Origin of the sequence: Dyadobacter arcticus, assembly GCF_011762185.1 — a bacterium.
Taxonomy (GTDB): domain Bacteria; phylum Bacteroidota; class Bacteroidia; order Cytophagales; family Spirosomataceae; genus Dyadobacter; species Dyadobacter arcticus.
This window is the reverse complement of the sequence record NZ_JAASQJ010000002.1, coordinates 606,157-628,909: the sequence shown is the minus strand read 5'-3', so window position 1 is coordinate 628,909 and position 22,753 is coordinate 606,157. Positions and strand designations below refer to the sequence as shown.

20 protein-coding genes are annotated in these 22,753 nt (G+C 45.0%); 5 read left to right on the top strand and 15 right to left on the bottom strand.

The window, feature by feature from the left end; all coding sequences use genetic code 11:
• Positions 1–3: 3 nt before the first annotated feature.
• Together FHS68_RS10405 and FHS68_RS10400 are read left to right on the top strand one after the other, a co-directional pair.
• Positions 4–867 (top strand): PAS domain-containing protein, encoded by an 864-nt coding sequence (locus tag FHS68_RS10405; RefSeq protein ID WP_167269748.1) that lies wholly within the window; start codon positions 4–6, stop codon positions 865–867.
• Positions 782–2,377 (top strand): hybrid sensor histidine kinase/response regulator, encoded by a 1,596-nt coding sequence (locus FHS68_RS10400; protein ID WP_167269747.1) that lies wholly within the window; start codon positions 782–784, stop codon positions 2,375–2,377. Before FHS68_RS10405 ends, FHS68_RS10400 begins: the two co-directional genes overlap by 86 nt.
• Positions 2,378–2,568: 191 nt before the next feature.
• Here the strand turns inward: FHS68_RS10400 and FHS68_RS10395 are convergent, their stop codons facing one another.
• Positions 2,569–2,868, bottom strand: coding sequence for a chemotaxis protein CheB (locus FHS68_RS10395; RefSeq protein ID WP_310588536.1), 300 nt, complete (start codon positions 2,866–2,868; stop codon positions 2,569–2,571).
• A 134-nt stretch (positions 2,869–3,002) separates the two neighbouring features.
• The gene (locus FHS68_RS10390; RefSeq protein ID WP_167269746.1) at positions 3,003–4,268 is read right to left on the bottom strand and encodes a sensor histidine kinase; all 1,266 of its coding nucleotides are present in this window, start codon (positions 4,266–4,268) and stop codon (positions 3,003–3,005) included.
• A 71-nt stretch (positions 4,269–4,339) separates the two neighbouring features.
• Between FHS68_RS10390 and FHS68_RS10385 the strand changes: the two genes are divergently transcribed.
• Entirely contained in the window at positions 4,340–5,812 is a 1,473-nt protein-coding gene (locus tag FHS68_RS10385; protein WP_167269745.1) for an amidohydrolase family protein, read from the top strand.
• Positions 5,813–5,877: 65 nt separating this feature from the next.
• Here the strand turns inward: FHS68_RS10385 and FHS68_RS26245 are convergent, their stop codons facing one another.
• The 8 genes from FHS68_RS26245 to FHS68_RS10345 form a co-directional block, all read right to left on the bottom strand.
• Entirely contained in the window at positions 5,878–6,069 is a 192-nt protein-coding gene (locus FHS68_RS26245) for a glycoside hydrolase domain-containing protein (RefSeq protein ID WP_208408277.1), read from the bottom strand.
• 288 nt (positions 6,070–6,357) lie between these two features.
• On the bottom strand, positions 6,358–8,013 hold the full coding sequence (locus FHS68_RS10375; protein ID WP_167269744.1) for an FAD-dependent monooxygenase: 1,656 nt from the start codon (positions 8,011–8,013) through the stop codon (positions 6,358–6,360).
• 2 nt (positions 8,014–8,015) lie between these two features.
• Positions 8,016–8,630: a TetR/AcrR family transcriptional regulator gene (locus FHS68_RS10370; RefSeq protein WP_167269743.1), complete on the bottom strand. Its 615-nt coding sequence runs from the start codon at positions 8,628–8,630 to the stop codon at positions 8,016–8,018.
• Between the two features lie 289 nt (positions 8,631–8,919).
• Positions 8,920–9,525: a DNA-3-methyladenine glycosylase I gene (locus FHS68_RS10365; RefSeq protein WP_208408276.1), complete on the bottom strand. Its 606-nt coding sequence runs from the start codon at positions 9,523–9,525 to the stop codon at positions 8,920–8,922.
• A gap of 135 nt (positions 9,526–9,660) precedes the next feature.
• Positions 9,661–10,914, bottom strand: a complete 1,254-nt coding sequence (locus tag FHS68_RS10360; RefSeq protein ID WP_167269742.1) for a lactonase family protein — start codon at positions 10,912–10,914, stop codon at positions 9,661–9,663.
• 312 nt (positions 10,915–11,226) lie between these two features.
• Positions 11,227–12,135, bottom strand: a complete 909-nt coding sequence (locus tag FHS68_RS10355; protein ID WP_167269741.1) for a helix-turn-helix domain-containing protein — start codon at positions 12,133–12,135, stop codon at positions 11,227–11,229.
• On the bottom strand, positions 12,132–13,106 hold the full coding sequence (locus tag FHS68_RS10350) for an NADP-dependent oxidoreductase (RefSeq protein ID WP_167269740.1): 975 nt from the start codon (positions 13,104–13,106) through the stop codon (positions 12,132–12,134). Before FHS68_RS10350 ends, FHS68_RS10355 begins: the two co-directional genes overlap by 4 nt.
• A 403-nt stretch (positions 13,107–13,509) precedes the next feature.
• Positions 13,510–16,617 carry a choice-of-anchor Q domain-containing protein gene (locus tag FHS68_RS10345; RefSeq protein ID WP_167269739.1) on the bottom strand — a complete coding sequence of 1,036 codons (3,108 nt, stop codon included), beginning with the start codon at positions 16,615–16,617 and terminating at the stop codon, positions 13,510–13,512.
• Positions 16,618–16,742: 125 nt separating this feature from the next.
• Here FHS68_RS10345 and FHS68_RS10340 point away from each other — a divergent pair, with 125 nt between their 5' ends.
• The gene (locus FHS68_RS10340; RefSeq protein ID WP_229211844.1) at positions 16,743–17,174 is read left to right on the top strand and encodes an integrin alpha; all 432 of its coding nucleotides are present in this window, start codon (positions 16,743–16,745) and stop codon (positions 17,172–17,174) included.
• Positions 17,175–17,176: 2 nt separating this feature from the next.
• Here the strand turns inward: FHS68_RS10340 and FHS68_RS10335 are convergent, their stop codons facing one another.
• The 3 genes from FHS68_RS10335 to FHS68_RS10325 form a co-directional block, all read right to left on the bottom strand.
• Positions 17,177–19,348 (bottom strand): T9SS type A sorting domain-containing protein, encoded by a 2,172-nt coding sequence (locus tag FHS68_RS10335; RefSeq protein ID WP_167269738.1) that lies wholly within the window; start codon positions 19,346–19,348, stop codon positions 17,177–17,179.
• Between the two features lie 202 nt (positions 19,349–19,550).
• Complete coding sequence (locus FHS68_RS10330; protein WP_167269737.1) at positions 19,551–20,369, bottom strand: T9SS type A sorting domain-containing protein; 819 nt, start codon at positions 20,367–20,369, stop codon at positions 19,551–19,553.
• 55 nt (positions 20,370–20,424) lie between these two features.
• Entirely contained in the window at positions 20,425–20,964 is a 540-nt protein-coding gene (locus tag FHS68_RS10325) for a type VI secretion system tube protein Hcp (RefSeq protein ID WP_167269736.1), read from the bottom strand.
• Positions 20,965–21,237: 273 nt separating this feature from the next.
• Between FHS68_RS10325 and FHS68_RS10320 the strand changes: the two genes are divergently transcribed.
• A complete protein-coding gene (locus FHS68_RS10320) occupies positions 21,238–21,495 on the top strand; it encodes a hypothetical protein (protein WP_229211843.1) in 258 nt (85 codons plus the stop codon).
• A 62-nt stretch (positions 21,496–21,557) separates the two neighbouring features.
• Here FHS68_RS10320 and FHS68_RS10315 read toward each other — a convergent pair whose 3' ends face one another.
• Together FHS68_RS10315 and FHS68_RS10310 are read right to left on the bottom strand one after the other, a co-directional pair.
• Positions 21,558–21,986 carry a DM13 domain-containing protein gene (locus FHS68_RS10315; RefSeq protein WP_167269735.1) on the bottom strand — a complete coding sequence of 143 codons (429 nt, stop codon included), beginning with the start codon at positions 21,984–21,986 and terminating at the stop codon, positions 21,558–21,560.
• A gap of 24 nt (positions 21,987–22,010) precedes the next feature.
• On the bottom strand, positions 22,011–22,748 hold the full coding sequence (locus FHS68_RS10310) for a hypothetical protein (RefSeq protein ID WP_167269734.1): 738 nt from the start codon (positions 22,746–22,748) through the stop codon (positions 22,011–22,013).
• Between the last annotated feature and the right edge of the window lie 5 nt (positions 22,749–22,753).

The window sequence follows — 22,753 nt, the reverse complement described above, 5'->3', positions numbered from 1 at the left end:
CAAGTGACAAGGGACATTCATGAAGTTGAAGACGGCTTTGTCCCAAATTTGAAAGCAGCCATTGACTTTTACAAAGAAGGGGAAAGTAAAAATAAAATAGTAACTGCATTCGAGCAGGCGGTTGCCGGCGAAGGGGATTATAATGTAGAAGTTGAGCTTATCACGGGCAAAGGCAGGTCGATATGGGTGCGTGCGATCGGGCATGCTGAATTTGACAACGGCAAATGCAAAAGGCTTTATGGGACTTTCCAGGACATTGACGAAAAGAAGCGGATTGAGCTGGAAGTTAGTGACTCCCGGAACATGTTAGACAATGTTCTCAATTCAGCTTCGGAGGTAAGCATAATTGCCACCGATAGGAATGGGGTTATTACCGTTTTCAATAAAGGGGCTGAAAAATTATTGCGCTACTCGCCTGAGGATGTGGTGGGAAAGGCCAGCCTTGCAGTCTTTCACCTGGAAAGCGAAATCGCTAATCAAAGTAATCAACTCTCATCCCAGTATGGTATACCGGTTACAGGGTTCCGCACATTTGTCCATAAAACGGAGCTCGAATCTTCCGAGATAAGGGAGTGGACTTACAAGACAAAATATGGCATCCAGATCCCAGTCAGTCTGGTAGTTACGGTCATCCGTAATTACCACAATGAGATCATCGGTTATTTGGGGGTAGCAACCGATCTATCGGCACGTAGGAAGGTGGAACAGGAGCTGAAAGAGGAGCGGGCCAGGCTCATGGCGTTCGTAGAACATGCACCAGCGGCTGTGGCAATGCTCGACAATGACATACATTCCATCCGGCCTACCTCGTTTCGCATGGGTGGATGGTGTCCGCTTGAAGCAGGTATTGATCAATTTGTTAAGTAATGCAGCTAAATTTACAGAAATTGGCGAGATAGAGTTGAAAGTCGAAGTGCTCTCAAATCAAGGTCAGGCCATTGACGAAGTGATCTGCCGGTTTTCGGTCCGCGATACAGGGATCGGGATAAAAGCCGATAAACAGGAAAAAATATTCACTGCATTTGCCCAGGAGGATGGCACGACAACAAAGAAATACGGCGGTACCGGTTTAGGGCTGACCATTTCAAACAAGCTTTTAGCGATGATGGGGGGCAGGCTTCAACTGGATAGCATTCCCGGAAAGGGCAGTACCTTTTATTTCGACCTAAGCGTTAAAGCCGAGCAAGGCTTGCCGACAGCTTGGGGAAATACCAATGCAATAAGAAAGTTATTGGTTGTTGACGACAACGAGCATAACCGGACCATTCTTCAAAACATGCTGATGCTGTTTTCGATTGACTGTGACCTGGCCGGCAGTGGCGCTAGCGCGCTGGACTTAATAGCTACAAAAGATTATGATGCCGTTTTAATGGATTACCATATGCCTCAGATGGACGGACTGGAAACAATTGGAAGGATCCGGCAGAATAGATCATCTGAAAAACTTCCGATCATCCTGCTGACCAGTTCAGCAGATGACGCTACGGTCACCACGGCCAGCGGTTTACTTGGCATCAAACACAGGGTTATCAAACCTGTGAAGCTTAATGACGTTGCCTTATGCCTTTCCAGGTTGTTTGAAGATGGTGTTCCGGTTACTGAGCAGCCTATACCGTTCAGCGCCCCGCAGCCATTGAATCAAGAAAGCCTGATCCTGATTGCGGAAGACAATCCTGCTAACATGTTCCTGGCAAAGACCATGGTCACCAGGGTTATGCCGCATGCAAAGATCATTGAAGCAAAGAATGGGGTGGAAGCTGCCAACTTATACCGGGAAAATGATCCAGACCTGGTTTTCATGGATATTCAAATGCCTGAAATGAATGGCTATGATGCCTCTAGGGCAATCCGGCACCTAGCGCAAGGAAAAGCTGTGCCGATCATAGCGCTTACTGCTGGTAATGTGAAGGGGGAAAAGGAAAGGTGCCTGGCTGCGGGGATGAGTGATTTTATTGCCAAACCCTTCGTTGAAGATACCATTAGGCAGGTTTTGAACAAGTACCTAAACCTAACAGTAAAGTCCGTTTCTGGTGCTGACATGAAAGTCCTAAAAAACCAACATTTTGACAGAGAGAAGGTGAAAGAAATCTATATGGATGATGAACTGTTCATAGCTGAATTCTTAACACTTATCAACCAGACATTAACCGGAGGACTGTCTGATTTAAAGAAATCCTACGAAAAAAAAGACCTTGATGCCATTAAATCGATTGGCCATAAAATAAAAGGGGCGGCAGCTTCCGCTTATTTGGCGCAGGTGACGAAGATTGCCCAGGAGCTTGAAGACGCTACGGTTTTTGAAGGCGGGCAATTGCCAGACTTAATAAATCAGATGGAAAATGAAATTGAGCTTTTATCTCCGATGCTTGTTCAATGAAGCGAAGCATGTTGTGGCAAAAAGTATGGTTATCATAATGGCCAGAAAATGGGATATTTTACAAGCATTTGAATACCCCATTTGAAAATTCAGTTAACGTATTATGTTTTATAGCTTATCTACCCAAGCCAAAACAGTGATAGAGCGTTTACAACTTCACTTCATTGATCTGGCCCTGGGCATAGATAAATTCAAGCAGGGCTGTCGACTACAGGCTGATCGATTAGTTTATTGAGGAGGGCCCCGATATCTGCAAGTGGCAAATTATGGTCTACGTCAACGTATTCGAGCACGTTACGAGGCATATCGGGATAAAGGGCATCCTGTGGGTTTTGAATGATGGTAACCCCGCCAAATCGCTTGATAGACCAGAGCCCGGAGGTGCCATCATTAAGAAATCCTGTCAGCACGACGCCAATGACGCGCGCCGATCGCATTAATGCATCAATCGAGGGGCGGAAACGGTTTTCTTTTGGTCCCCTTTTAACCAAATCGTTAATGTGGTTTATATCTTATAAATAAGCATGCATCTTCAAGTGCCAATCATAATCTCTAATGTCTATTGCCTGCTATCAAGCTATTGACAGGTGCATTATACTTCTAAAGTCATTGCGGATTCGGATATTTACTCCAAGATAAACCTGACCCTGACGAGAGTGCCTTCACCAGGCTCGCTTTCAATATCCATACTGGCACTTAGCAACTCACACAACTTTTTAACGATAAACAGTCCTAATCCTTCACTTTCTTTCATTTGGGAAGCATAAGGATTTTTAATTTGATCCGTCGAAGGCGGCGCATCGAATGGATTCCCAGATCGTCCGCCTGCCTGATGTGTATTGATCGGCTGACCCAGAGGCTTCAATTGCTCTACTGATAAATGAACGGGGCTATTGGGCTTATATCCTGGTCCCGTATCCTGGATGCTAAGTGTCCAGTGAGTGTCATTTTCCTTTGTCCAGGAAATATATATACCTCCTTTTTTTGTGTACTTTAAAGCATTGTATAAAAGGTTCTGAACAATCCGTTGAACTTTGACAGAATCACTTTTTACAAAAAGGGTGCTAGGTCCATCCGCTCTTAAAGTTAAATTGTGCTGATCTGCGATGGGCTGAGCAGTACTTACAACTTTTTGAAGCATAGCAGCTACATCAAATTCTTTGATATCTAATGTTTCCTGATTGGCTTCGATAGGGGCATAATCAGTCAGCTGAAAGAGCATGCCACGTATAGAAGAAAGGTTTAAGTTCAGCATATCAACCAGCTTAATTATTTCTTCTTGTGTATTAGGCATTTGCAGTAACTGGGTGGCCCCGACCATGAAGCTAAACCCAGAACGTAAGTCGTGCGTACTGTGGCGTAAGTGCTCGCTACGGTCTTTACTGAGTTGTTCGAGCCCTTCAAGTTCGTGTTGCATGGCATTTGCCTGCGCCGCTGCACTGGTTTGCCGCAGCTTGTCATAATAAAGTACACTTCCACGGCTGGTTTCACCGAATAAATTGAAAACCTGGCGGTGGACAATAGAGAAGATGTCTACATCGAGCTTATCGTAAGTCTTCTGAAACCCCTGTACTTCATCGAGTATCACCCCATAAAGTATTTCCAGTTCTGTTAGGAGTTCCGGTAGTGAGTAGCCATGCTGCCACCGGTGCAGACCGTGGTCCCTGGCCTGGTCTATCAGGTTGGGTTCATCAGGTTCACCTTTGAGACGCTGCGCCAGGATGTCTAGTATAGCAGGCACGTGGTCGTTAAACTCCTGCTGAGAAAAGCTTGTATTGGTAATTTGGGTTTGGGTTTGAATGCATATAGTTCGCCAACTGCTAAGTATGGTTTCTCTTCGTGCGTACAGGTGCTGGATTAGGTGCTCTACGTCCTTTTCTGATTTAACCATAGTGAAGATAGGCCTTATTATCTGTCTTGCAACCCTACAGAGGATGAAGATTAAGTAACCTGGAATATTTAATGGGTAAATTTGTATTTAACGATCTGGCACAATTACCAATGGGCAGCAAACTTTTTTACCGAATCTGGATCAGTTTTTTCTTGGTTGCTGTGGCGTGTCGCGCATTACCCTCAAAGTCTGATGTTCCCCAGGGGATTATACGCAATAACGCCATCTACGCCATTAAAAATGTGAATATTATTCCGATGACCTTGAAGAATGAGGTTATCTATAATGCTACTGTGGTAATTAGGGATAACCGAATAGAGTCTATAAATGGGCAAATTCCGGCGGGGGTAGAGGTAATTCAGGGCAAAGGTAAATGGCTTGTTCCTGGTTTTATAGATATGCACGTACATGTACCCACTGACTTTTATGTTGGTACAAAGCTTCCTACACAAGATGCCTCCGTTTTCTTTGACACCCAGGATCTTGTGACGCCTTACGTTGCTAATGGCGTCACTACAATATTCAACCTGAATGCAAGTTTTGGTTCGTTTTCTCAAAGAAACGCCATTGCCAGGGGGAATGTTATTGGTCCACGAATGGCTTTGGCTGCACTTATTGACGGGGGGCAGGGGATAGGAAGGAAGGTAAATACTGCCACTGATGGCCGGCAAGCCGTTCGCAGTGCGAAAGCCGAAGGGTACGAATTTATAAAAGTGTATTCAGGTCTAAATGTCGAGACTTACAAAGCTATTATCGATGAAGCCCATGCGCAGGGATTAAAAACCATCGGGCATATTCCTGATGCGTTTCAAGGAAAGCTGAAACAGGCTTTCGTTCCTTACTATGGAATGGTCGCGCATGCTGAGGAATTCACTAAACACTCAAAAGATTTTAGCGAAGAAGATGCGCAGCGATTTGCAATACTAGCAAAAGAGAATGGAACCTGGCTTACCCCGACTTTAACCGCCTTATCATGGATTTCGAGCCAGGTACGTTCCATTGATGAGCTTCGCACATCACCGACGCTTCAATATGTACACCCGCTCTTGCAGAGCAAATGGTTGACCGCTAACAACTACCATCAGGATACCACTTCCGAGCGCAGAGATTATTTCAAGAAAATGGTTGATTTTAATAAAAAACTGGTGCGCGCCTTTAAACTTGCTGGCGTGCCGATTGTAACAGGAACAGATACGGGGGTTTCAGGAGTTGTGGCGGGATTTTCATTGCACCATGAAATGGAGCAATTGGTGGAAGCTGGGTTGACACCAGAAGAGGTACTGAGTTCGGCCACACGCCTTCCTGCGATTTGGCTTGGCCTTGAAAGTGAAATCGGAACTGTTGAAAAAGGTAAACGCGCTGACCTTGTCTTGCTCGACTCCAACCCACTCGAAGATGTGAAAAATGCGAGGCGGATTTCTGGTGTAGTTGTAAATGGTCAGTGGATTGATAAGTCCTCAATTTCCAAAATGCTTTCAGAATTATCCAAACGGAACACTGCGGCAAAGGATAAATACGATTGGAATAAACTCATGGGAAAGTAAAATATTTGGTTTTTCTTATTTTCAGTGCCTATGTCACCGCTTGGAGCAATGCATAAATTCGGTGGTTAAACCGAACTACGCATAAACCTCGTCGAAGGATCGAACATATTCCTGTAATTCTTCGAGCGCGCCATCAATACCTGGTAATGATCAGTGTCACCCTGGCTTTTGGCGATCTGGGCGGCAGCCTTCAGCAAATCTTCCTGAGCATCCAGCTGTTGATCGTGGGTCGAGACCCTTGCATAGCCAATAAGCATAATTGAGAAAAAAAACTTGTTACAGCGACAATTACTTTACCTTGATTTATTGACCAAGTTTATTTACTGGAATAGATATGATTTTAGGAGTTTTGACATCAGCGACCCTGGTAAAGAAAACGGAAGTTTTCTTTACCAGGGTCGCTTCTTTTGAGGCGAAACAAGCCGTGTCACGTTCGATTGATTATTGAGACCCAGCAAATTGATCCAAAATTAAAAACCAAGCATCCCCGGTCAATACCTAGACCCTGAACTTGTCTCAGCAAAGCGCTCTTTTCTTGATACAGATTATATATGAGGGAACCAATTTTTAAGGTAGGTAATCATTACATCTGTATTGGAAGGGCTACAACGAAGGCCAACGTAATTATCAGGTCTTATTAATAAAAGAGTTGGTTCTTTGATTCCATATCTCTTATGAGCCAACTCATCAATATCATAATATAGATTTTGAATTGGATAAGTTGTGATCGTCGAGCTCGTAAGAATTAACTTATTAATCCAACTAAATTCTGGCTCAAATAAGAGTTTATCTAAATCGCATTGTTTGAGATTGTCAAATAAAATCAGTTTCCACTTTGGTGTTGCCAGTTCCTGAAAAAGTGAAACTTCTGTATTTGTCGATGCCTTAACAATATCCGCATCCAAAATTCGAAAACCAGCAATTACTCCTTTTTTGCGTAAAAAATCTTTCGATAAATCGCTATCCTTATAGTTTAAATTTAATTGACTAAAAACGATTGCAAGGTTATTCCAAAATTTATTGAGTAACAGGTTTCCAAACTTCTTCAAAAACCACTGGTTAAATTTAGGTGCCGGTAACGTATATTTTAAAGTGTTCAATTGTACTTTTTCCAAAGCTAATCTAAGTCCTCTACGTTCTTGATTGTAGGTATCTAATAAAATTTTTGAAGCGTAACCTTGCAGGACGTCGCTCAATTTCCAAGCTAAATTAAGTCCATCCTGTATACCAATGTTTAATCCTTGTCCACCATTTGGAAGAATTGGATTACAGGAATCACCAGCAAGTATAATTCTATTATCTATCAGCGAGGGCGCAACACCGGTTAAGAGCTCACCGTGACTAAGCCATTGGGGATTGCTTAATGTCGCCGTTTCATCCCCACACATTTTTCTTAATTTCAGTTGCATTTCTTCCAGTGTTGGAAGTCTGTTAGGGATACTCTCTTTTGGTTCAAAAGCCATTACCTTGGTTAGGTTATTGGGCAAGTGAATAATTGCACCGAAGCCTATATCGTAGTAATAAAGCCACATTTGCTTCATTGTTTTAAGTCGCTTCCAGGATAAAGTAGCATCTGCCTGCCAAACGTATTTTCCAGTTCTAACAGGCTCGAAATTGCATTTTGTAAAAGTTCGGGTAATGCTTCGGGCACCATCACAGCCAACAACATATTTAAACCAATAAACCTTTTCTACCCCGTTTGCATCTATGGTAGCTTCTACACCTTCATCTGTTTGTTCTAATTTAAGCAGACGATTTTTAAAATGTATTTCATTTCCTGTTTTCAGGAATTCTTCTGCCAGGTTTCCATCAATCAAATCCTGACCCAAGAAAATAACATTATGATGCGGACTCTCTTGTAAATGCATGTCACGCGGACTCACATTGCTGCCGTAAGTGTTCATCATGTAACGCTTCATACTGCCACCTTCCCTATACATAATGTCACTTAACCCATAAATGCTAAGCTGCTCCAATGTCCCTTGCATTAGGTTTGTAGCCTTTGTATGTATCGAAGTGCTTGTATTGACCTCGATGAGCATTAATGAAGTTCCAAGTTTGTGTAGAGCATTAGACAAGGCTAGTCCGGTTGGACCAGCGCCAACAACCAGAACATCAGCAGCATAACTAATCATCTTACTATCTTTTACATGTGATGTACAAACATAGTAAAATAATTTAGAAAAATGACTAGCAGTCATTTTTATTTAATGCCATCTAGGAAGACTTTGATGTAATTGTCAAGGACTATATTTTCTGATAAATTTGGATGATTGCTAATGGTAGCTGCTTTTACCTTCAGCAACTGCATAATACCCACTGTCATGCCCCACATGGTGAAAGACAAAATGGAAGGATCGATCCTGCTATCGATTTCTCCCGCGAGCTGGCCATTTTTTATGATGCCGATTACCAGTTCCGTAATTCTAAGAATAACAGCTGACATTTCTTCGGTTTCTGTTTCTCTATCATTAATTTCGTAGAAAGAAACTAATTCGTAATACAGAGGATTATTTTTGAGAAAGGTATAGTTTGCATGTATGATTGCTTTAAGTTGCTGAATAGGTTGATTTTCGTTTAAAACAGCTTTCTCGAAATGAGCTAACAATAATATTCTTGCTTTTAAGGCCAATGCAGCAAGAATTTCTTCCTTACTTCTGAAATAGAGATATAGAGTACCTTTTGCCAAGTTGGAAAAGTAAGATACTTCATCCATATTTAAAGAATAAAGCCCTTTCTTTTTCATTAATGTTTCAGCAGCATCAAGAATCAGTGTGTATTTTTCTTGCTTTTTGGTAGTTTGCTTTTCTTTTGGCATATCAATTTGAGTTACTCTAGCCCGTTGTGCGATTGAAATTCGAAAAAAATAGTGCGCATTTTAAAAATAACACTTTGAGGGGGCTAATCAAAGTCAAGAAACTTTACAATCGTTATAATCGCCAACATAGGGCATTGCATGTAAATTTTTATAATTTAATAACGCCGCCGAGAATTGTATACCACTCACAAATATCAGTAAATTCCGCGCTGTGAAACCCATGCCGATTTTTACAGTGGCCGCTGCCGTTTTTTTTTAATTTAAGTAACATTTAATTCTAGTCACTTACTTAAAACGAAAGGGTGCCCGCCAGTTCGGCGCAAACCGCGTGACGATAACAAGTTAAGGCATGGTCGTTGACCAGCCCTGCAGTTTGCATCAGGCCGTAGCAGGTGGCGGGCCCCTTCAGGGTAAAACCTCGCTTTTTGAGCACCTTACTCATGGCCTCACTTTCGGGCGTGCTAAGCGGGGGTGAATCACCATCGGCCCGTTGATTGTCTATAGGCTGACGATTTACGAAGTCATAAAAGAACGCGACGATTTGTCTGTCACCACCGAGTTCGTCGCGCAGACGCAACCAGGCCTGGGCATTGGTGACGGTGGCTTCCATCTTGCGCCGGTTGCGGATGATGCGCGGGTCGAGCAGCAACTCGTCCACCGCGTCGGGGCTGAGTTGCGCCAGGCGTTCGGGCACAAAGCCGAACAGGGCTTCGCGAAACTGCTCGCGTTTCTGTAAGACCAATTTTATACCGATCCCGGCGCTGAAGGCGTACAACACCACGTACTCGAACACAATGTCGGCCTCGGCGACGGGTTCGCCCCATTCGTGGTCGTGGAAGTCGCGCATGAGGGCTGGTTTCTCAAAATAACTGCATCGGGTGATTGTCTCCATCATCAAACGGGTTTGGTCAACACTTGGGCGGCCCATTAGCACAAACGAATGTTTAAAGCGGTGTTGATCGGAGGCGAACTTCCTTCGCTTTTCATTAATAGGACGATTTAAATACGCCCAAGGCAGACATATCATTAGCTATCGAACGATAACCATAGAATGGACACCTCGGGTAACAGGCACTGAGTAATTGGTTTTTACTAATTGCACCCGCTTTGGATCAAAATAATCACTTGTCAGGCGCCAGAAATCGATAGAGCCTGCCGGCCGTTTAAGATCGTAGTGATCAAAGTTAGCCACAGCAAGGAACCTGCCTGAGTTATCAAAAACAACTGATTCTGGTAAGATCCCATCGAATGGAAAGTCCCCTACCCAACTTAGCAAACCTGATTCAGGATTTAAATGCATCAGGCTTAGAGAAGCAAAAAAGCCTTGTTTTGGGCTAGTGAAAGGCTGCGTGCTTTGCTCCAAATTTGTGGTGACAACCCATCGTCCATCAGGGCTCATCGTTAGCCCTTCGGGCAGCACACCGGCCAGGGCTCGCGAAACGATTTGATGCACCGGCGAGCCATCGCTTGCCGTCTCGATAGAAAGACCTACGGATGTGACTGAGCCTCTAACTGAACCTGGATACATGGCGTTGACGACCACAAAACGACCGTTTGGCGTAAAACAAGCTTTGAACGGTTCCTTATCGATCACAACAGAATTGCCCCAGCTGGTTAGGCTTATAACATCATTAGTCTTGGTCAGCTTAAAAAAGACAAGCATCGACTTTGTGACATTTAATAAGGCGATCATGGGCTCAACAGGATGAAAGACGGCACCATTGATTATATCGCCAGCGACATAACCGGGAACATCAGGAAGCGATAAATTGGCTAACCTACCCCCGGTAAATTGATACATAGCCAGCGGGCTTTGATTTGCATCCTGGGGCCGGTAGGTGATGACCACCAGTGAGCCGTCTTTACTGAATGTTACCGATAATGGCCGCTGTGGACCATCGATCTTTTGATGTATTTTCAAGTGGTCAGGATCAGTCAAATCAATTACGGTGATGACTTTCCCAGAAGGCAGATCGCTAAATAGCGTGTTAGGGCTGCTTAGAGGTCTCCCACCCCTTGTTTCTATGACGATGGCATAATGGCCGTCAGGTGAAACAGCTACGGAGGATGGTGGCCCCGTCACCGAATTACTGGCCGGGATTTCGACCGCTTTCAATTCACTCACAGCTTTGTCTAAACGAATAACAGATAAGGCATCTTTGCCTTCAACCCTTCCAAGTTGCCCATCCAGATAGGCAGAAGCTACCATATCTGCGTCCGACACAGAAACGATCAGACGGCCTTTGAAATCAAAGTCGGCATCCGTTCGCGTCGATTGCCCCATGACCAAGTAAGGTAGGCTAGTGTAAAAGCCGATGAATAACCATCGGAAACTAAATTGCTTGAAGTATTTCATCTCAGTTTATCAGTGCTTTATATGACTCTATCTTACAGATTTTGATGCGATTTCCCATTTTTCATTTGCGTTCAGAAAGCGATTTGGGATGACTTGGAAAGCGAGGAAGGCAGACGCTTGAATAAAGATCTAATATAGTATTTGTTTAAAGCCTTAGATTATCTTATCTGGATTTTTCTGATTACTACTTATCAATGCCAGTCCCACTTTGTGAATTGGGCATTAATGAGACGTTGATTTCTAATTAAACGAAGCTCTGAATGACAAAGGCGACAGTTTCGTTCTTGTCTTGAACAATTTGCTAAATGATGCCAAATGCTCAAAACCCAGCTGATAAGCAATTTCACTGATTGTCAGGTTCGTGGTTGATAATTTTTCTTTAGCTTTATTGATCAGTTTTTCATGAATATGTTGCTGAGTGTTTTGCCCTGTCAACACTCGTAATAAATTACTTAGATACTTTGGGGAAAGATTCAGCTGTTCAGCAACATATCGAACACTTGGCAAACCTCTGTTAATCAAATCAGCGCTGTTGAAATAATTATCCAGTAAAGTTTCCAACCGGTCAAGTAACTGATGGGCTGCTTTTTCCCGTGTGATAAACTGGCGGTGATAAAACCGGTCAGCATAATTCAATAAACTTTCAATGTGCGAGATGATGATCGGCTTGCTGAATTTATCGATGTTGGAATCACATTCCTGCCTAATATTCAGGATGATATTGGTAATGACGGCTTCTTCTTTTGCCGAAAGAAATAAAGATTCGTGAAGCGAATAGTCCCAAAAATCATATTGCTTGATGGTGTTAGCTAACGGCGTATTCCATATAAAATCAGGATGTATGTAAATTACCCACCCTGATTTTTTCACTTCTTCGTTTTTATTGTCCACCGCAATGCTAAAGACCTGCTTGGGCGACATAAAAGACATAATGCCCTCATTGAAATCAAAAGGTTGTTGACCATATGTTACTTTGAAGTTATCCATTCTTTTTACAGAAATGGAATAAAAATCAAATACCATATTCATCGGCTCATCGCGATCAACATGCGGGACGGTTCCAACATCCAGTACACTGATCAGCGGATGCAATGGCGCAGGCAGATTTAAGAACCGGTGAAATTCACTTATCGTTTCAATGTGTTTCATGCAGACTTATCCTCTTTAACGACTTCCAACACAAGCTTGCCACGTACATGCCAGCTTTCGCTTTCACGGTGTGCCTGGGCCACCTGTTCCAACGGAAACACTTTGCTGACAAGAACCCGCACTTTGCCTTCATCAACTAACTGTGCCATCTCTTGCAGCCACTCCTGCCTGGGCTGGTTAGGTGCCAGTTCACCTTTTGCGCCTTTTCTGGCAAGGGCTTCGATCAGTTTATCATTAAAAGGGAAATCCGTATTGACGCTTACCAATATCCCTCCATCTTTTAATACGCTTACCGATTTTACCCGCTCGTTGTTGTCGCGAACCGGTGAGGCCTCTAAGACAACGTCAACATTCTGCACCAAATCTTCAAATTTCTGGGTTTTATAATCAATCACTTCATCAGCACCGAGTTGCCTGACATACTCAACATTATCTGTGGAAGCCATTCCTATCACATACGCTCCTTTCGCTTTCGCGAACTGTACTGCGAAACTACCCACGCCGCCGGATGCACCCTGGATTAGAATGCGTTGCCCTACTTCTAGTTTTCCATGTGCAAACATACCTGTCCACGCAGTAAGTGCTGCCAATGGCACCCCCGCTGCTTCATTAAATCCGATGCTCTTAGGTTTAAGGGCGAACTGTACCGCTTTTGCTACACAATATTCTGCGTAGCTTCCATCACCTGGAAAGTTGGGAACACCATAGACGGCATCTCCTTTTTGAAATCCGGTTACATCGCTACCTCTTTCTTCTACTACGCCTGCTGCATCCCATCCTAATGTCATGGGCAATGCCAGGTATGGCCTCAGATTGTCATTTGCGCCATTGCGAATTACCCAGTCGACGGGGTTCACGCCACTAGCAAACACTTTCACTAAAATTTCATCCGCTGCGGGAACAGGACGTTCTATCTCTTCTACTTTCATCACCTCCGGTCCACCAAACTGGTAAATTCTTACTGCTTTCATAAAATTTGTTTCCTGTTTATTGATGTTACAAGGTCATCATTTATTGAAAATGGAGGCTTAGCCTGAATGCCTTTTGTTTTAGCCAATACAGCGGATCATATGAGTTAGTAGCTAGTTACTGCATTTGGCCAGGGTTAATAATCTTGTAGACAGTTGCAGATTGTGCTTTGGATGAGCGCACTATTCCAAAGGCAATTAAAGCCATTATGGATGCCAAACGGGTACAAACTTCTAAATCGATAATATAAGTAACTGATTGTAAGGCAGGTAAAAGGGAAGTTCGACTCCCCGTATCTCCACTCCAATAAGTTTCGAAACTTCAAAAGCCCGAAAATCATTGATTTTCGGGCTTTTGTTTTGTGCGTCCAGTCCCAAATTATGAGGGGGGGTATTCTGGGCTAACTCACTCTTTTACAAACTTTTGCGCTGATCCATCCGCAAATTTCAAAACATATGTTCCACTTGCCAATGACTTGGTGTCGATTTGCTGCTGGTTGGCGGTGATTGCAATTCTTTGCATCAGCCGCCCGGTTGCATCATGCAGCGTAGCAGTACTTTCCAGCAACGTATTGCTAACCCGGAATGTCACCACAGCTCCCGCCGGATTAGGATATAGTGCAGCGAAATTCCCATTGCCAGCCAGCGAGATGATCTTGCTGTAAGTATATGCCCCGTCGAGAAGGTTCCGGTCCGGCGTACCGGCCGCGCGATCGGACATTTTCAGGCGGTAGTAAATATTTCCTGTATAATTCGTCCTGTCATTGTAGCTGTACTGATGATCTCCGCTGCCACCTGCAGCCAATGTTGCAATCTTAATGAATTGCCTGGCGTCGGCGCTGCTCTGGACTTCAAAGTTGTCGGTGTTGACTTCGCTGGTAGTGGTCCATTGAAGCAGGTTGCCTCCTGCTTCATGGGTTGCTGTAAAGCTGATCAGATTCAGCGGCAATGCGGTTTGTATTGTTTTTACAAAAAATCCACTAAAACCTGTTACATCAAAGCTCACTTCCCAGCGTCCCGCATCTGCCTTCCACTCCACTTTTCCATTGGCTTCCGACGGTGTGATGGTTTCGATGGCGCCTGTGTACGAACTGGGTAATCCAAATTCAGTATCGCTAATCCCCGAACGTTTTTCGATACGGAGGTTTGCTTTGTAACCTTCCACATCCGCGGCATCGACGGGTAGTGGAATGGGATTTTCCTCATTGAAATCTGTGAACTCCTGCTGGGTAAAATAGAGGGTCACTTTTGCGGTGGCATTGAGCGCATTTGTCTCAGGTTGGATCTGGTAATGTCGTTTCAGGTAGTTGGCCGGCTGGGTGCCCGCCACCCAAACCTTGGCAGATACGGCTCCATTCAATGCTGCTCCGCCATTGGGTGAAAGGTACGCCAGGAGCTTGCAATTTGATCCATTCGTGGTAAGAAGAAGGTCTCCGGAAACAGTAGCCGTCGCCACATCGCCGTCCAAAGCAAGTTGGCGCGCCGCGCCGCCAAACTCGTATGCACCCATATCCACTGCATTTTCTCTTATTCTCGGCTTGCTGTCCAAATCAGTGGTGATGCCTGAAAAATCAGGAGTTTGACCAACTGCATAATAATTGTATCCTGTGTTGACTGCTGGGCTGCACGGTTGTAAACGGTAATCGCCCCCGGCAGCATTCACAAACAGCGGATCGATATCCGGGACAGGCGGATCGACCGGGTTAATTGTTTTGTTTGATTCCACAATGCTGTATTCAATCGTTGTAGTACCGGTAGCACCAGCAGTACTAAATATTCCATTCTGATTGCCATAAATAATACTGTTACGCAGCTTGGGCGCAGAAGTTCCAGCGTTAGCTATGCCTGCACTGATACCACTTGGACTACTGTTACCGGCAATCGTACAATTAATAAGCACTGGGGAAGCATCGGAGTTATATACTCCGACGAAGGCACTGGTACTGACATTGCCAATGATTGCACAGTTAATCAGGACCGGAGCTCCTTCAAGATTTCCGATGCCAAACTGGCTGATACCGGTAATCACAAGATTGACCAGCATTGGGGATCCCCTAAAATTAAAAACTCCGGCGCTACCACCTGTTATTGTAAAGCCATCCAATAGTGCTTGCGACTGTACATCAGGATAGAACTCCACAACATTATTGTTTCCCGTTCTCCGCAGGATACTTTTGTTAGAAGTAATTGACAAATCCCGGTCAGCAAGTCTTGTTTCCGTTCCGGCAAAACCACCATACACATTCACCCCTGCCCTAGGAGTGAACGCCCCCTGTTCCGCCAGGTAAGTACCGCCTGCTACCCATATCTGGCCGCTCCGAATATAAAGGATGGCCTGCTGGAGATTGCCCATCGCACATTCCCAGCTTGCTCCATTACCGGTCCCTCCCTCTTTCACAAACGTGACTCCCGGAATTGAAGGATCGCGTTCCTGCTGATACTCATAAGCCCCAATATCCACGGTGCCACCGCCAAAAAAACGGGGTTGGCCGTCCAGATCAGTGGTAATATTAGATATGTCGGGCGTTTGACCGCTGGCGTAAACGGTGTTGCTTCCACCGTTCACGGCCGGGCTGCAACGCTGCAGCGTGTAATCTCCCAATGCCGGATTGCTGAAAAGAGGGTCTACGTTGGTTGTAACAGGATTGTTGTTTATATCACCACCGGTTTCAGAGTGCAATAAACTGTACTGTATGTCAATCGAAGAACCGTTATCATTGCTGAAGCCGCCGTATCTGCCGGACAAGATGCTATTACGTACTTGAGGTAAAGACTGGTTCACATTGAAGATACCAACTCCAAGATTCGACTGTGCATCTTTATTTCCGGCAATTGTACAATTGATAATAACTGGTGATGCTCCTGAATTGAATATGCCGCCAAAACTGTTGTTGTCTACAATAGCGCAATTAATGAGGATTGGAGAAGACTCCAAATTACCCACTCCTGGGCCAGTATTACCAGTGATTTTAAGGTTAACGAGCGTGGGAGATGATGAGCTACTATTAACTATACCACCCCTTAGGGCTCCTGAGATCGTAAACCCATCCAACCGGGAAGCAGTTGTGAGTCCGGTACTATTGCTTAGGACAAAATCCTTGACACCGCCTGCGCTAAGGATGCTTTTATTGGCAGTGAGTGTCAGGTTCCGACTGGCAAGGGCACCTTCTGTGCCGGCAAAACCGCCATAGACCTTTACTCCCTCCTTCAATGTAAAACTGGTTAAACTTGATGGGACATTATAGGTGCCACCAGCCACCCATATCTCATCACCACTCGCGCTGCCATCGATCATAGCCTGCAGATTATCACTCGCAGTCTCCCACGAAACACCCGTTTTTGCACCGGCTCCCAATGGTGTGACATATGATATTTTCGGTGGTGGGTTTGGTAAAGCAAAAGCCTCTGATGAAAGAAAATTCAGAAACAAAAGAAGTGATAAGAAAGCCGGCACATTCAGGGGGAAAGAATACCAGGAAGACTTACTTTTTGCAGGATGTAAATGTTGAGCCATATAGTACTAGAAGAAGAATTTATGAGATGCAACAAAGTTCATCCTTTCGATACTCAAAACCTAAAAGAAAATGAGCTAAACACCTGTTTTATCGAAGTTTATCGCCTGCATTTATAGTCTTCCATTTGTCAACAGGCGGCTGTAGGAACGGCTCTGCTGGTGCGCTCGGCACATTGAAACAACGGTTGAGTAGTGACCGGCTGCAATTTGTGCATGAGCAAGGTGGAGTGGTTTTAAACTATGAACAATTAAAAGTTTGGGATGCCAATCGCAGGATACTGGCCGCAGGTTTTGAAAAAAACAATGATGCTTATGCAATCAATGTTGAAACCGCAGGTGCAGCATACCCCATTACCATTGATCCCATCAGCACGACTGCCGCCGCCACGTTAGAAAGCAACCAGGTGAGTGCACAAATGGGCGTTTCCGTGGGCAGCGCAGGAGATGTGAACGGTGATGGGTACAGCGAGGTCATTGTAGGCCTTCCAAAAGTCTTGGCCCAAGCAACTGAAAACAGTAAAAGCGGTTGCCCGATCAAACAGGCAACCGCTTTTTAAATTTAACGAATGAAGAGGATTTTCTTCGTTTCTAGCAAATCCGGTTTTTTTACTTGCAGCAGATATATGCCCGCTGGTGCGTCGGGGAGGATGATACGCTCCTCATGTGCGCCCTTGCCTTTCACCCCACGCTCGTGCCACACCCGTCCCTGGGTATCAGTGACACGCATTGTGCCCGATGTGCCGATTGGAAGGTGGAAAACGGCTTTGAATTCGCCAGGGGCCGGATTGGGGTAGGCTTGCAGCGAAGGAGTATCGGTTTGCAGTTCCGGGGCACCAGGGGCTGCCATCCGGGTAGAGATATTTTGGTTTGGGCCAATGCAAATTTTGTCCTGACGCAATGGGGCACCAGGCAGGCCTCGAATGCGGATCGTGTTCGTACCTTCAAACAGGGTGAGGTAGAACGTTTCTTCCCGCGCGACAATATTCCAGCTGTAAGTAGGGGCCAGATTTAGTTTCGGGATTAGCACAACATTGTTTACAGATATGCTAACCTGCGCATTTGACCCTGCGTAATAGCGCAGTGTTACTGGGAAGGAGCCTGCATTTGGTACGCTGTATACCTGGTAATCGACAAAATAATTGTAATTATTTTCTGCTCCCCTTGTCTGACCATTCGATGCATTGGGATCAGTGGATAATGGCCCGTTGCTGGTTGAATTCTCCGCTTCCAGGCAGGTGCTGAATGGCTGCGAGGCAGGCTGGCAGCCGGTGGTTGTGAAAGCAACCAGCACATTTTTGTACGCGCATCCATCCTTTCCGGCAGCAACATTATAACCATCCGTTGTATGGACAGACGGCGCAGTAACTTCAATGTTCTGGGTATAACGGGCAAACCCATTGGCGCCTGACCAGTTGTAGAAGATACCTGCGCAATCGGGGCCGGTACAATTGGCTGTCAGGGTAAGCTGGGCGCCGCACTCGGGAGAGGATGTGGAGGGCTGGGCCTTGATGGTAAAGTCACAGGAAGGAGGCGTGCCGGGCATTTGTTCGATGCAAATTTTATCGTGCCGCACAGGACTGAATCCAGGTATTCCCTTCACAAAAATAACATTGAACCCTTTTTTCAAAGCAAAAACGAGGGTGTACTCGATCGGGGTGATGTTCCATGAATTGGAGGACGGGAGCTCTATCTTGTAAGGAGTGACTTCGTCATTGATATGCACATTAATGGCAGTATTTGCTTCGGCATAATACCGGAATGTAATTGCATGCGGGCCTTCAACCTGCACGTCGTTTACTGAGTAAAATACACTATAATCGCCCTTATTCCTTTCGCCCCTTGTTTTGCCGCCTGATGCATTAGGGTCCTCGGTAATCGGGCCGGTCCCGCCTGAGTTTTCAGCTTCAACGCACGCTTTGTAAGATCCCTGGCTACAATCAGTGATGGTAAGTTTGAAATCACTGGTCTGATCCGGACATCCGGCTTTGGAAGTGGTTCTCGTATAGTTGAAGGTCCCGTTTTGGGTAGGTGCGTAAAAGCTGACAGCATTGCCGGAAGCATCCAGTCCGGGGCCGGTCCATTTGTAAGTGATGCCGGTGCAATTGACCTGGCCGCATTCGACGTTAAGGCCTATTCCCTGTCCGCAGGACGGATAAAGGTCAATTACATTCGTTTTGACAATATAGTCACAGCCGGGCGCCTCTTCAACCGGATCACTTGGTCCGTTTTCGGTCCAGCAGGTTTTATCCTGCCTGACATTGTATCCCGGAAGTTCCTTGATACGGATTGAGTTAGTGCTTGCCCTCAAATTCACCTCGAAAGTGTATTCCTTCCAGGCAATGTTCCAGGAACCGGAAGACGGAAGTTCGACTTGTGTCAGGGATTCGTTATTTACAGAGACACTTATCTGCGCATTCTGCTCGCTAAAGTAGCGGAGCGTGATCAGGTACTTCCCGGCCTGGGGAACCTCTGTCATATACGTCACGTAATAATCGAGTGCATCCCGGAAGCCCCGCGTCAGGCCATCAGAGGCATTCGGGTCAGGCGAAATACGCCCATCGCCGTCGGACTTTTCAGCTTCAATACATCTGGTAAACGGTGCCGGATTCGCATTGAGATGATCGGCGGCGGTAACATCGGCTGGTTTTTCGTCGTAGCTACCCGACGGCGCGGCGGCATAAGAAGCAATCGCTGAGAGCAGAAAGCAAACAATGAACGTACAAGTTTTCATTACATGGTGGGAAATGTGAATGATGAATGAGACATCCCAACGGATCGTTGGAAAAGACAATTCAACCTTGGATTGTCTACATTATCTAAGACACCACATGCAATCTAAACCGTGGCGATTTGAGTGAAAATTTCTAAGACGGGGTGTTGGCTCTACAAGTGTTGGGGAGGAGGGATTCCGATGGATTAAATAGTCAGGTTGATTATTTTGTAACCACAAAAGCGACGGTGGAAGTGCCTTCTTTGGAAATCACTTTGGCATGATATAAACCGGCGATAAGGCCAGGAATTTGCCTGAGGGAGATCTGTCGGGCCGCATTTGGCGCAACATGCTCATTGCGATAAACGACCACTCCTTTAACATCCACAACGACCAGCTCGACTTCGGTGATCTTGCCGCCTTTTATCTGCAAATACATATCACTGATCCGTGCCGGGTTAGGTATGGCAGTTACGGTCAGCTCTTCCTTAAGACCAGCTATCGCGATGATCCTGGAATAGGTGAACTTGCCATCATAATCGACCTGTTTTAGCCGGTAATAGCTCATTTCCGGACTATTGTTCAGATCTGTCATTTCGTATTTTTTGGTGTGATAGGTATCACCTGACCCATCGATGGTACCTACCATCGCGAAGTCGCCCGTTCCGGTTTCCGAACGTTCCACATCAAATCCCCGGTTGTTTGTTTCCGACGAAGTTTCCCAGTACAACTTAACTTTCGTTGCATCAAGCCTTGTCCCTTTGAAAGAAATCAAGGTGGCCGGTAATGCTTCTGAGCTACACAGATAGTTATTCTCGCATGTCGCGGCGGTTCTTAAAGCAGAACTTTTGCTTTTGACGAGGTTACCATTTACCAGGGTATATGTGTCCGTATAATAGCCGGGCCTAGTACGCGTCACCATTTCTTCAGCCCTTAATTGAGTGGGTGATTTGTATGTTTTATGAAAGTAAGGCAGTTTGTTTTTTGATGCTGGCGGCCCGCCCGAAAATGACTGGGCATTCGCATACAGCATGCTTGTCATAAACAAAATCGCATAGTTTACCCAGGTCTTGCAGTGTTTTATATGGCCCATGGGATTAAAAGTTCGGACGATTTCTGACTATGTCCCACTCGTAAACTGGCAATTGATCATTCGTTTCGTCCGTAATGCGGATCTTCGTGAAATTCAAGGAAAGGCTTTCCGAAACGATCGGACAGTTGCCTGTGGGGCAAGGCTGACCAGCTATGCTGTATCCGGAAATCAGCACTTCGGCGAGTTCAATGCGAAGTACCAACACTTCTCCTGCACCCTCGCCGCTGTAAAACCTAATCTCATAATTCTCAAGAGATGCGGGTCCGTATGTAGCTAATCGCAAAAATGCTGTACTTGATTTATCATAAACTTTTGATAATGTATATTCTGATAGAGCTGGCGCTGAGGCTTCTCTTCCCGATCCCGCTGAAATGCCCCGGCCGATTCCGCCCTGAACTGAACCCAAAGGAACCTCATCCGCGTGTATTCCCCCGGGACCTGCTCCGGTTGTGACAGGGGGATAGTACAGATAGATGTTCTGCGCCTCCGAGGCCAGTGCAACAAGTAACAAAGCAATACTTAGGAAGTAAAATTTTCTTTTCATAATGTTTGGGGAATGCGAACGTGACAGGATAGAATCAGTAAAAAAGTATACAATAATTGATATCCAAGATATTAAATAATATCAACATTATATTGTTCTATCTTACTATTTTACTTTTTAGTCCCTTTGATTATCAGTTCATTAGCAAAATCGGCTGCATCTACATTTGAAGTTACAATTAACTCTATTCCGGAGTAAACATAATTTTATAACGACAAATAAGAGCGCTATCATATTGCATTCCGCCCTGGGTCATTCTACATCGAGAATACAATGACGCCTCTATTTAAAAAGCTAAACTACAAGGAGCACAAGCAAATTGTGGCAATCAATGCACCTGAATCATTTGCAGACGAATTATCTGCAATGAAAACCAAGTGCGATTTTAACCGGGACACAGGTTTTGCTGCGGTTGGAAAATATGGTTTTGAGCCGGTCAGGCAAGTAGCAATTGACGATGACTGGAGTAGCTTAAAATTTAAAAAGTCGAATTCATCAAAACAATTACTAGAAAAGAAAGCTACGCATTAACCGATCAAGCCAAACAACGGACAAGCCAAAAGGGGAAATAATTTCTTCAAACAAAGTAATTTCTATTCTACTTCACCCAAAAGTGCGGATCCAAACAAATGATTAAACTGTTGACAATGGATTAGCGCGTATTTGTATTCCTTAAAATCCGGTGTCCCGTTTATCTCATAAACCTGTGTTCCGCGTGTCGATTTTAATGAGCCAAGATCTATAAAATCCTTTGGCGTCGCCTGCTTGGACAAGTATACATGCAGGTCAGGCCCATTGTTTGTGCTGAATTGGTCCAGCACCAGACTGTATCGTCCGTCGCTGGTTATAATCTTGGCCATACCGGAAACCGATTCTCCCGATATTCCCATGAAATTTCCTATTACATTAACTACGGCCAAACTATCGACTGTTTCCATTAACGGTTCCACAGGGGTATTCTCTTCCCTTTTGCAGCTGCTGAAAATCAGTATTAGGATAAAAACAAATATGCTATTTTTCATGATCTTAGTTTTTTGGTTTGAACATTAAAATGAATAAGAGACACCTGCGCCGAAATTGTTGGCTTTATTTCTGAAACGGTCAATCGCGGTTCCGTCCGGGGCAATTTGCCTGACGCTTCCGGCAGTGTACTCGGTAAACAAAAATTGATAAATCGCCCTGACACCCCATTTGTCATTAATCTGATATTTGAGGAAAAACTCTGAATTCAATGACCCCTGGTCATGATCACCCGTCAGGAGCAGGTTGAACGTCGCGGGTTTTGAAGCCGCGTCAGTGCTGGTTAGGCCATTGCTTTGGAAAATAGAAGAAGACTTTTGCCCGAACGTCGCGCCGATGAGGTCAATATTAAATCCTGCGCTAAACTTCGGGCCAAATTGATAGCCCAAATTGATAGTAACATTCAATGCATTGACAAAAGGCCGCTGGACGGTCAGGGTATCCCAATTCTCAGTTTTCTGCCCGGCAAAGAAGATTACAAATGGTGTCGTAAATGACCTGGTAAGCCTCGCGGGACCAGCGGTGGTGTAAGTGAGCTTTGTGCCCGCAACACTCGTTAATCTCAGGCCTAAGCCTGCTTCGATTTTCCTTTTCCTTCCAATTCGCCAATTGTGAACGTAGGACAATGCCCCGGAGCCCTGAGAGCTGCCGATTGTACCCGCTAGGTCAATGAACTGGTTTGTTTTTTTCGGTTCAATCTGCTGAGCGTGACCGGTAAACGGGACCATTAGCAAACAAAAAAGACATGAGATACAGGTTTTCATAATGT

Bases quoted from the DNA above. Each gene is read 5' to 3' on its own strand.
- FHS68_RS10390 (WP_167269746.1), bottom strand. From the start codon at position 4,268: ATGGTTAAATCAGAAAAGGACGTAGAGCACCTAATCCAGCACCTGTAC.
- FHS68_RS10365 (WP_208408276.1), bottom strand. From the start codon at position 9,525: ATGATGGAGACAATCACCCGATGCAGTTATTTTGAGAAACCAGCCCTC.
- FHS68_RS10360 (WP_167269742.1), bottom strand. From the start codon at position 10,914: ATGGGGCAATCGACGCGAACGGATGCCGACTTTGATTTCAAAGGCCGT.
- FHS68_RS10355 (WP_167269741.1), bottom strand. From the start codon at position 12,135: ATGAAACACATTGAAACGATAAGTGAATTTCACCGGTTCTTAAATCTG.
- FHS68_RS10350 (WP_167269740.1), bottom strand. From the start codon at position 13,106: ATGAAAGCAGTAAGAATTTACCAGTTTGGTGGACCGGAGGTGATGAAA.
- FHS68_RS10315 (WP_167269735.1), bottom strand. From the start codon at position 21,986: ATGAAAAATAGCATATTTGTTTTTATCCTAATACTGATTTTCAGCAGC.
- FHS68_RS10310 (WP_167269734.1), bottom strand. From the start codon at position 22,748: ATGAAAACCTGTATCTCATGTCTTTTTTGTTTGCTAATGGTCCCGTTT.
- FHS68_RS10400 (WP_167269747.1), top strand. From the start codon at position 782: ATGACATACATTCCATCCGGCCTACCTCGTTTCGCATGGGTGGATGGT.
- FHS68_RS10375 (WP_167269744.1), bottom strand. From the start codon at position 8,013: ATGACTGCTAGTCATTTTTCTAAATTATTTTACTATGTTTGTACATCA.
- FHS68_RS10330 (WP_167269737.1), bottom strand. From the start codon at position 20,369: ATGACAAGCATGCTGTATGCGAATGCCCAGTCATTTTCGGGCGGGCCG.
- FHS68_RS10325 (WP_167269736.1), bottom strand. From the start codon at position 20,964: ATGAAAAGAAAATTTTACTTCCTAAGTATTGCTTTGTTACTTGTTGCA.
- FHS68_RS10335 (WP_167269738.1), bottom strand. From the start codon at position 19,348: ATGAAAACTTGTACGTTCATTGTTTGCTTTCTGCTCTCAGCGATTGCT.
- FHS68_RS10320 (WP_229211843.1), top strand. From the start codon at position 21,238: ATGACGCCTCTATTTAAAAAGCTAAACTACAAGGAGCACAAGCAAATT.
- FHS68_RS10345 (WP_167269739.1), bottom strand. From the start codon at position 16,617: ATGGCTCAACATTTACATCCTGCAAAAAGTAAGTCTTCCTGGTATTCT.
- FHS68_RS26245 (WP_208408277.1), bottom strand. From the start codon at position 6,069: ATGCTTATTGGCTATGCAAGGGTCTCGACCCACGATCAACAGCTGGAT.
- FHS68_RS10370 (WP_167269743.1), bottom strand. From the start codon at position 8,630: ATGCCAAAAGAAAAGCAAACTACCAAAAAGCAAGAAAAATACACACTG.
- FHS68_RS10385 (WP_167269745.1), top strand. From the start codon at position 4,340: ATGGGTAAATTTGTATTTAACGATCTGGCACAATTACCAATGGGCAGC.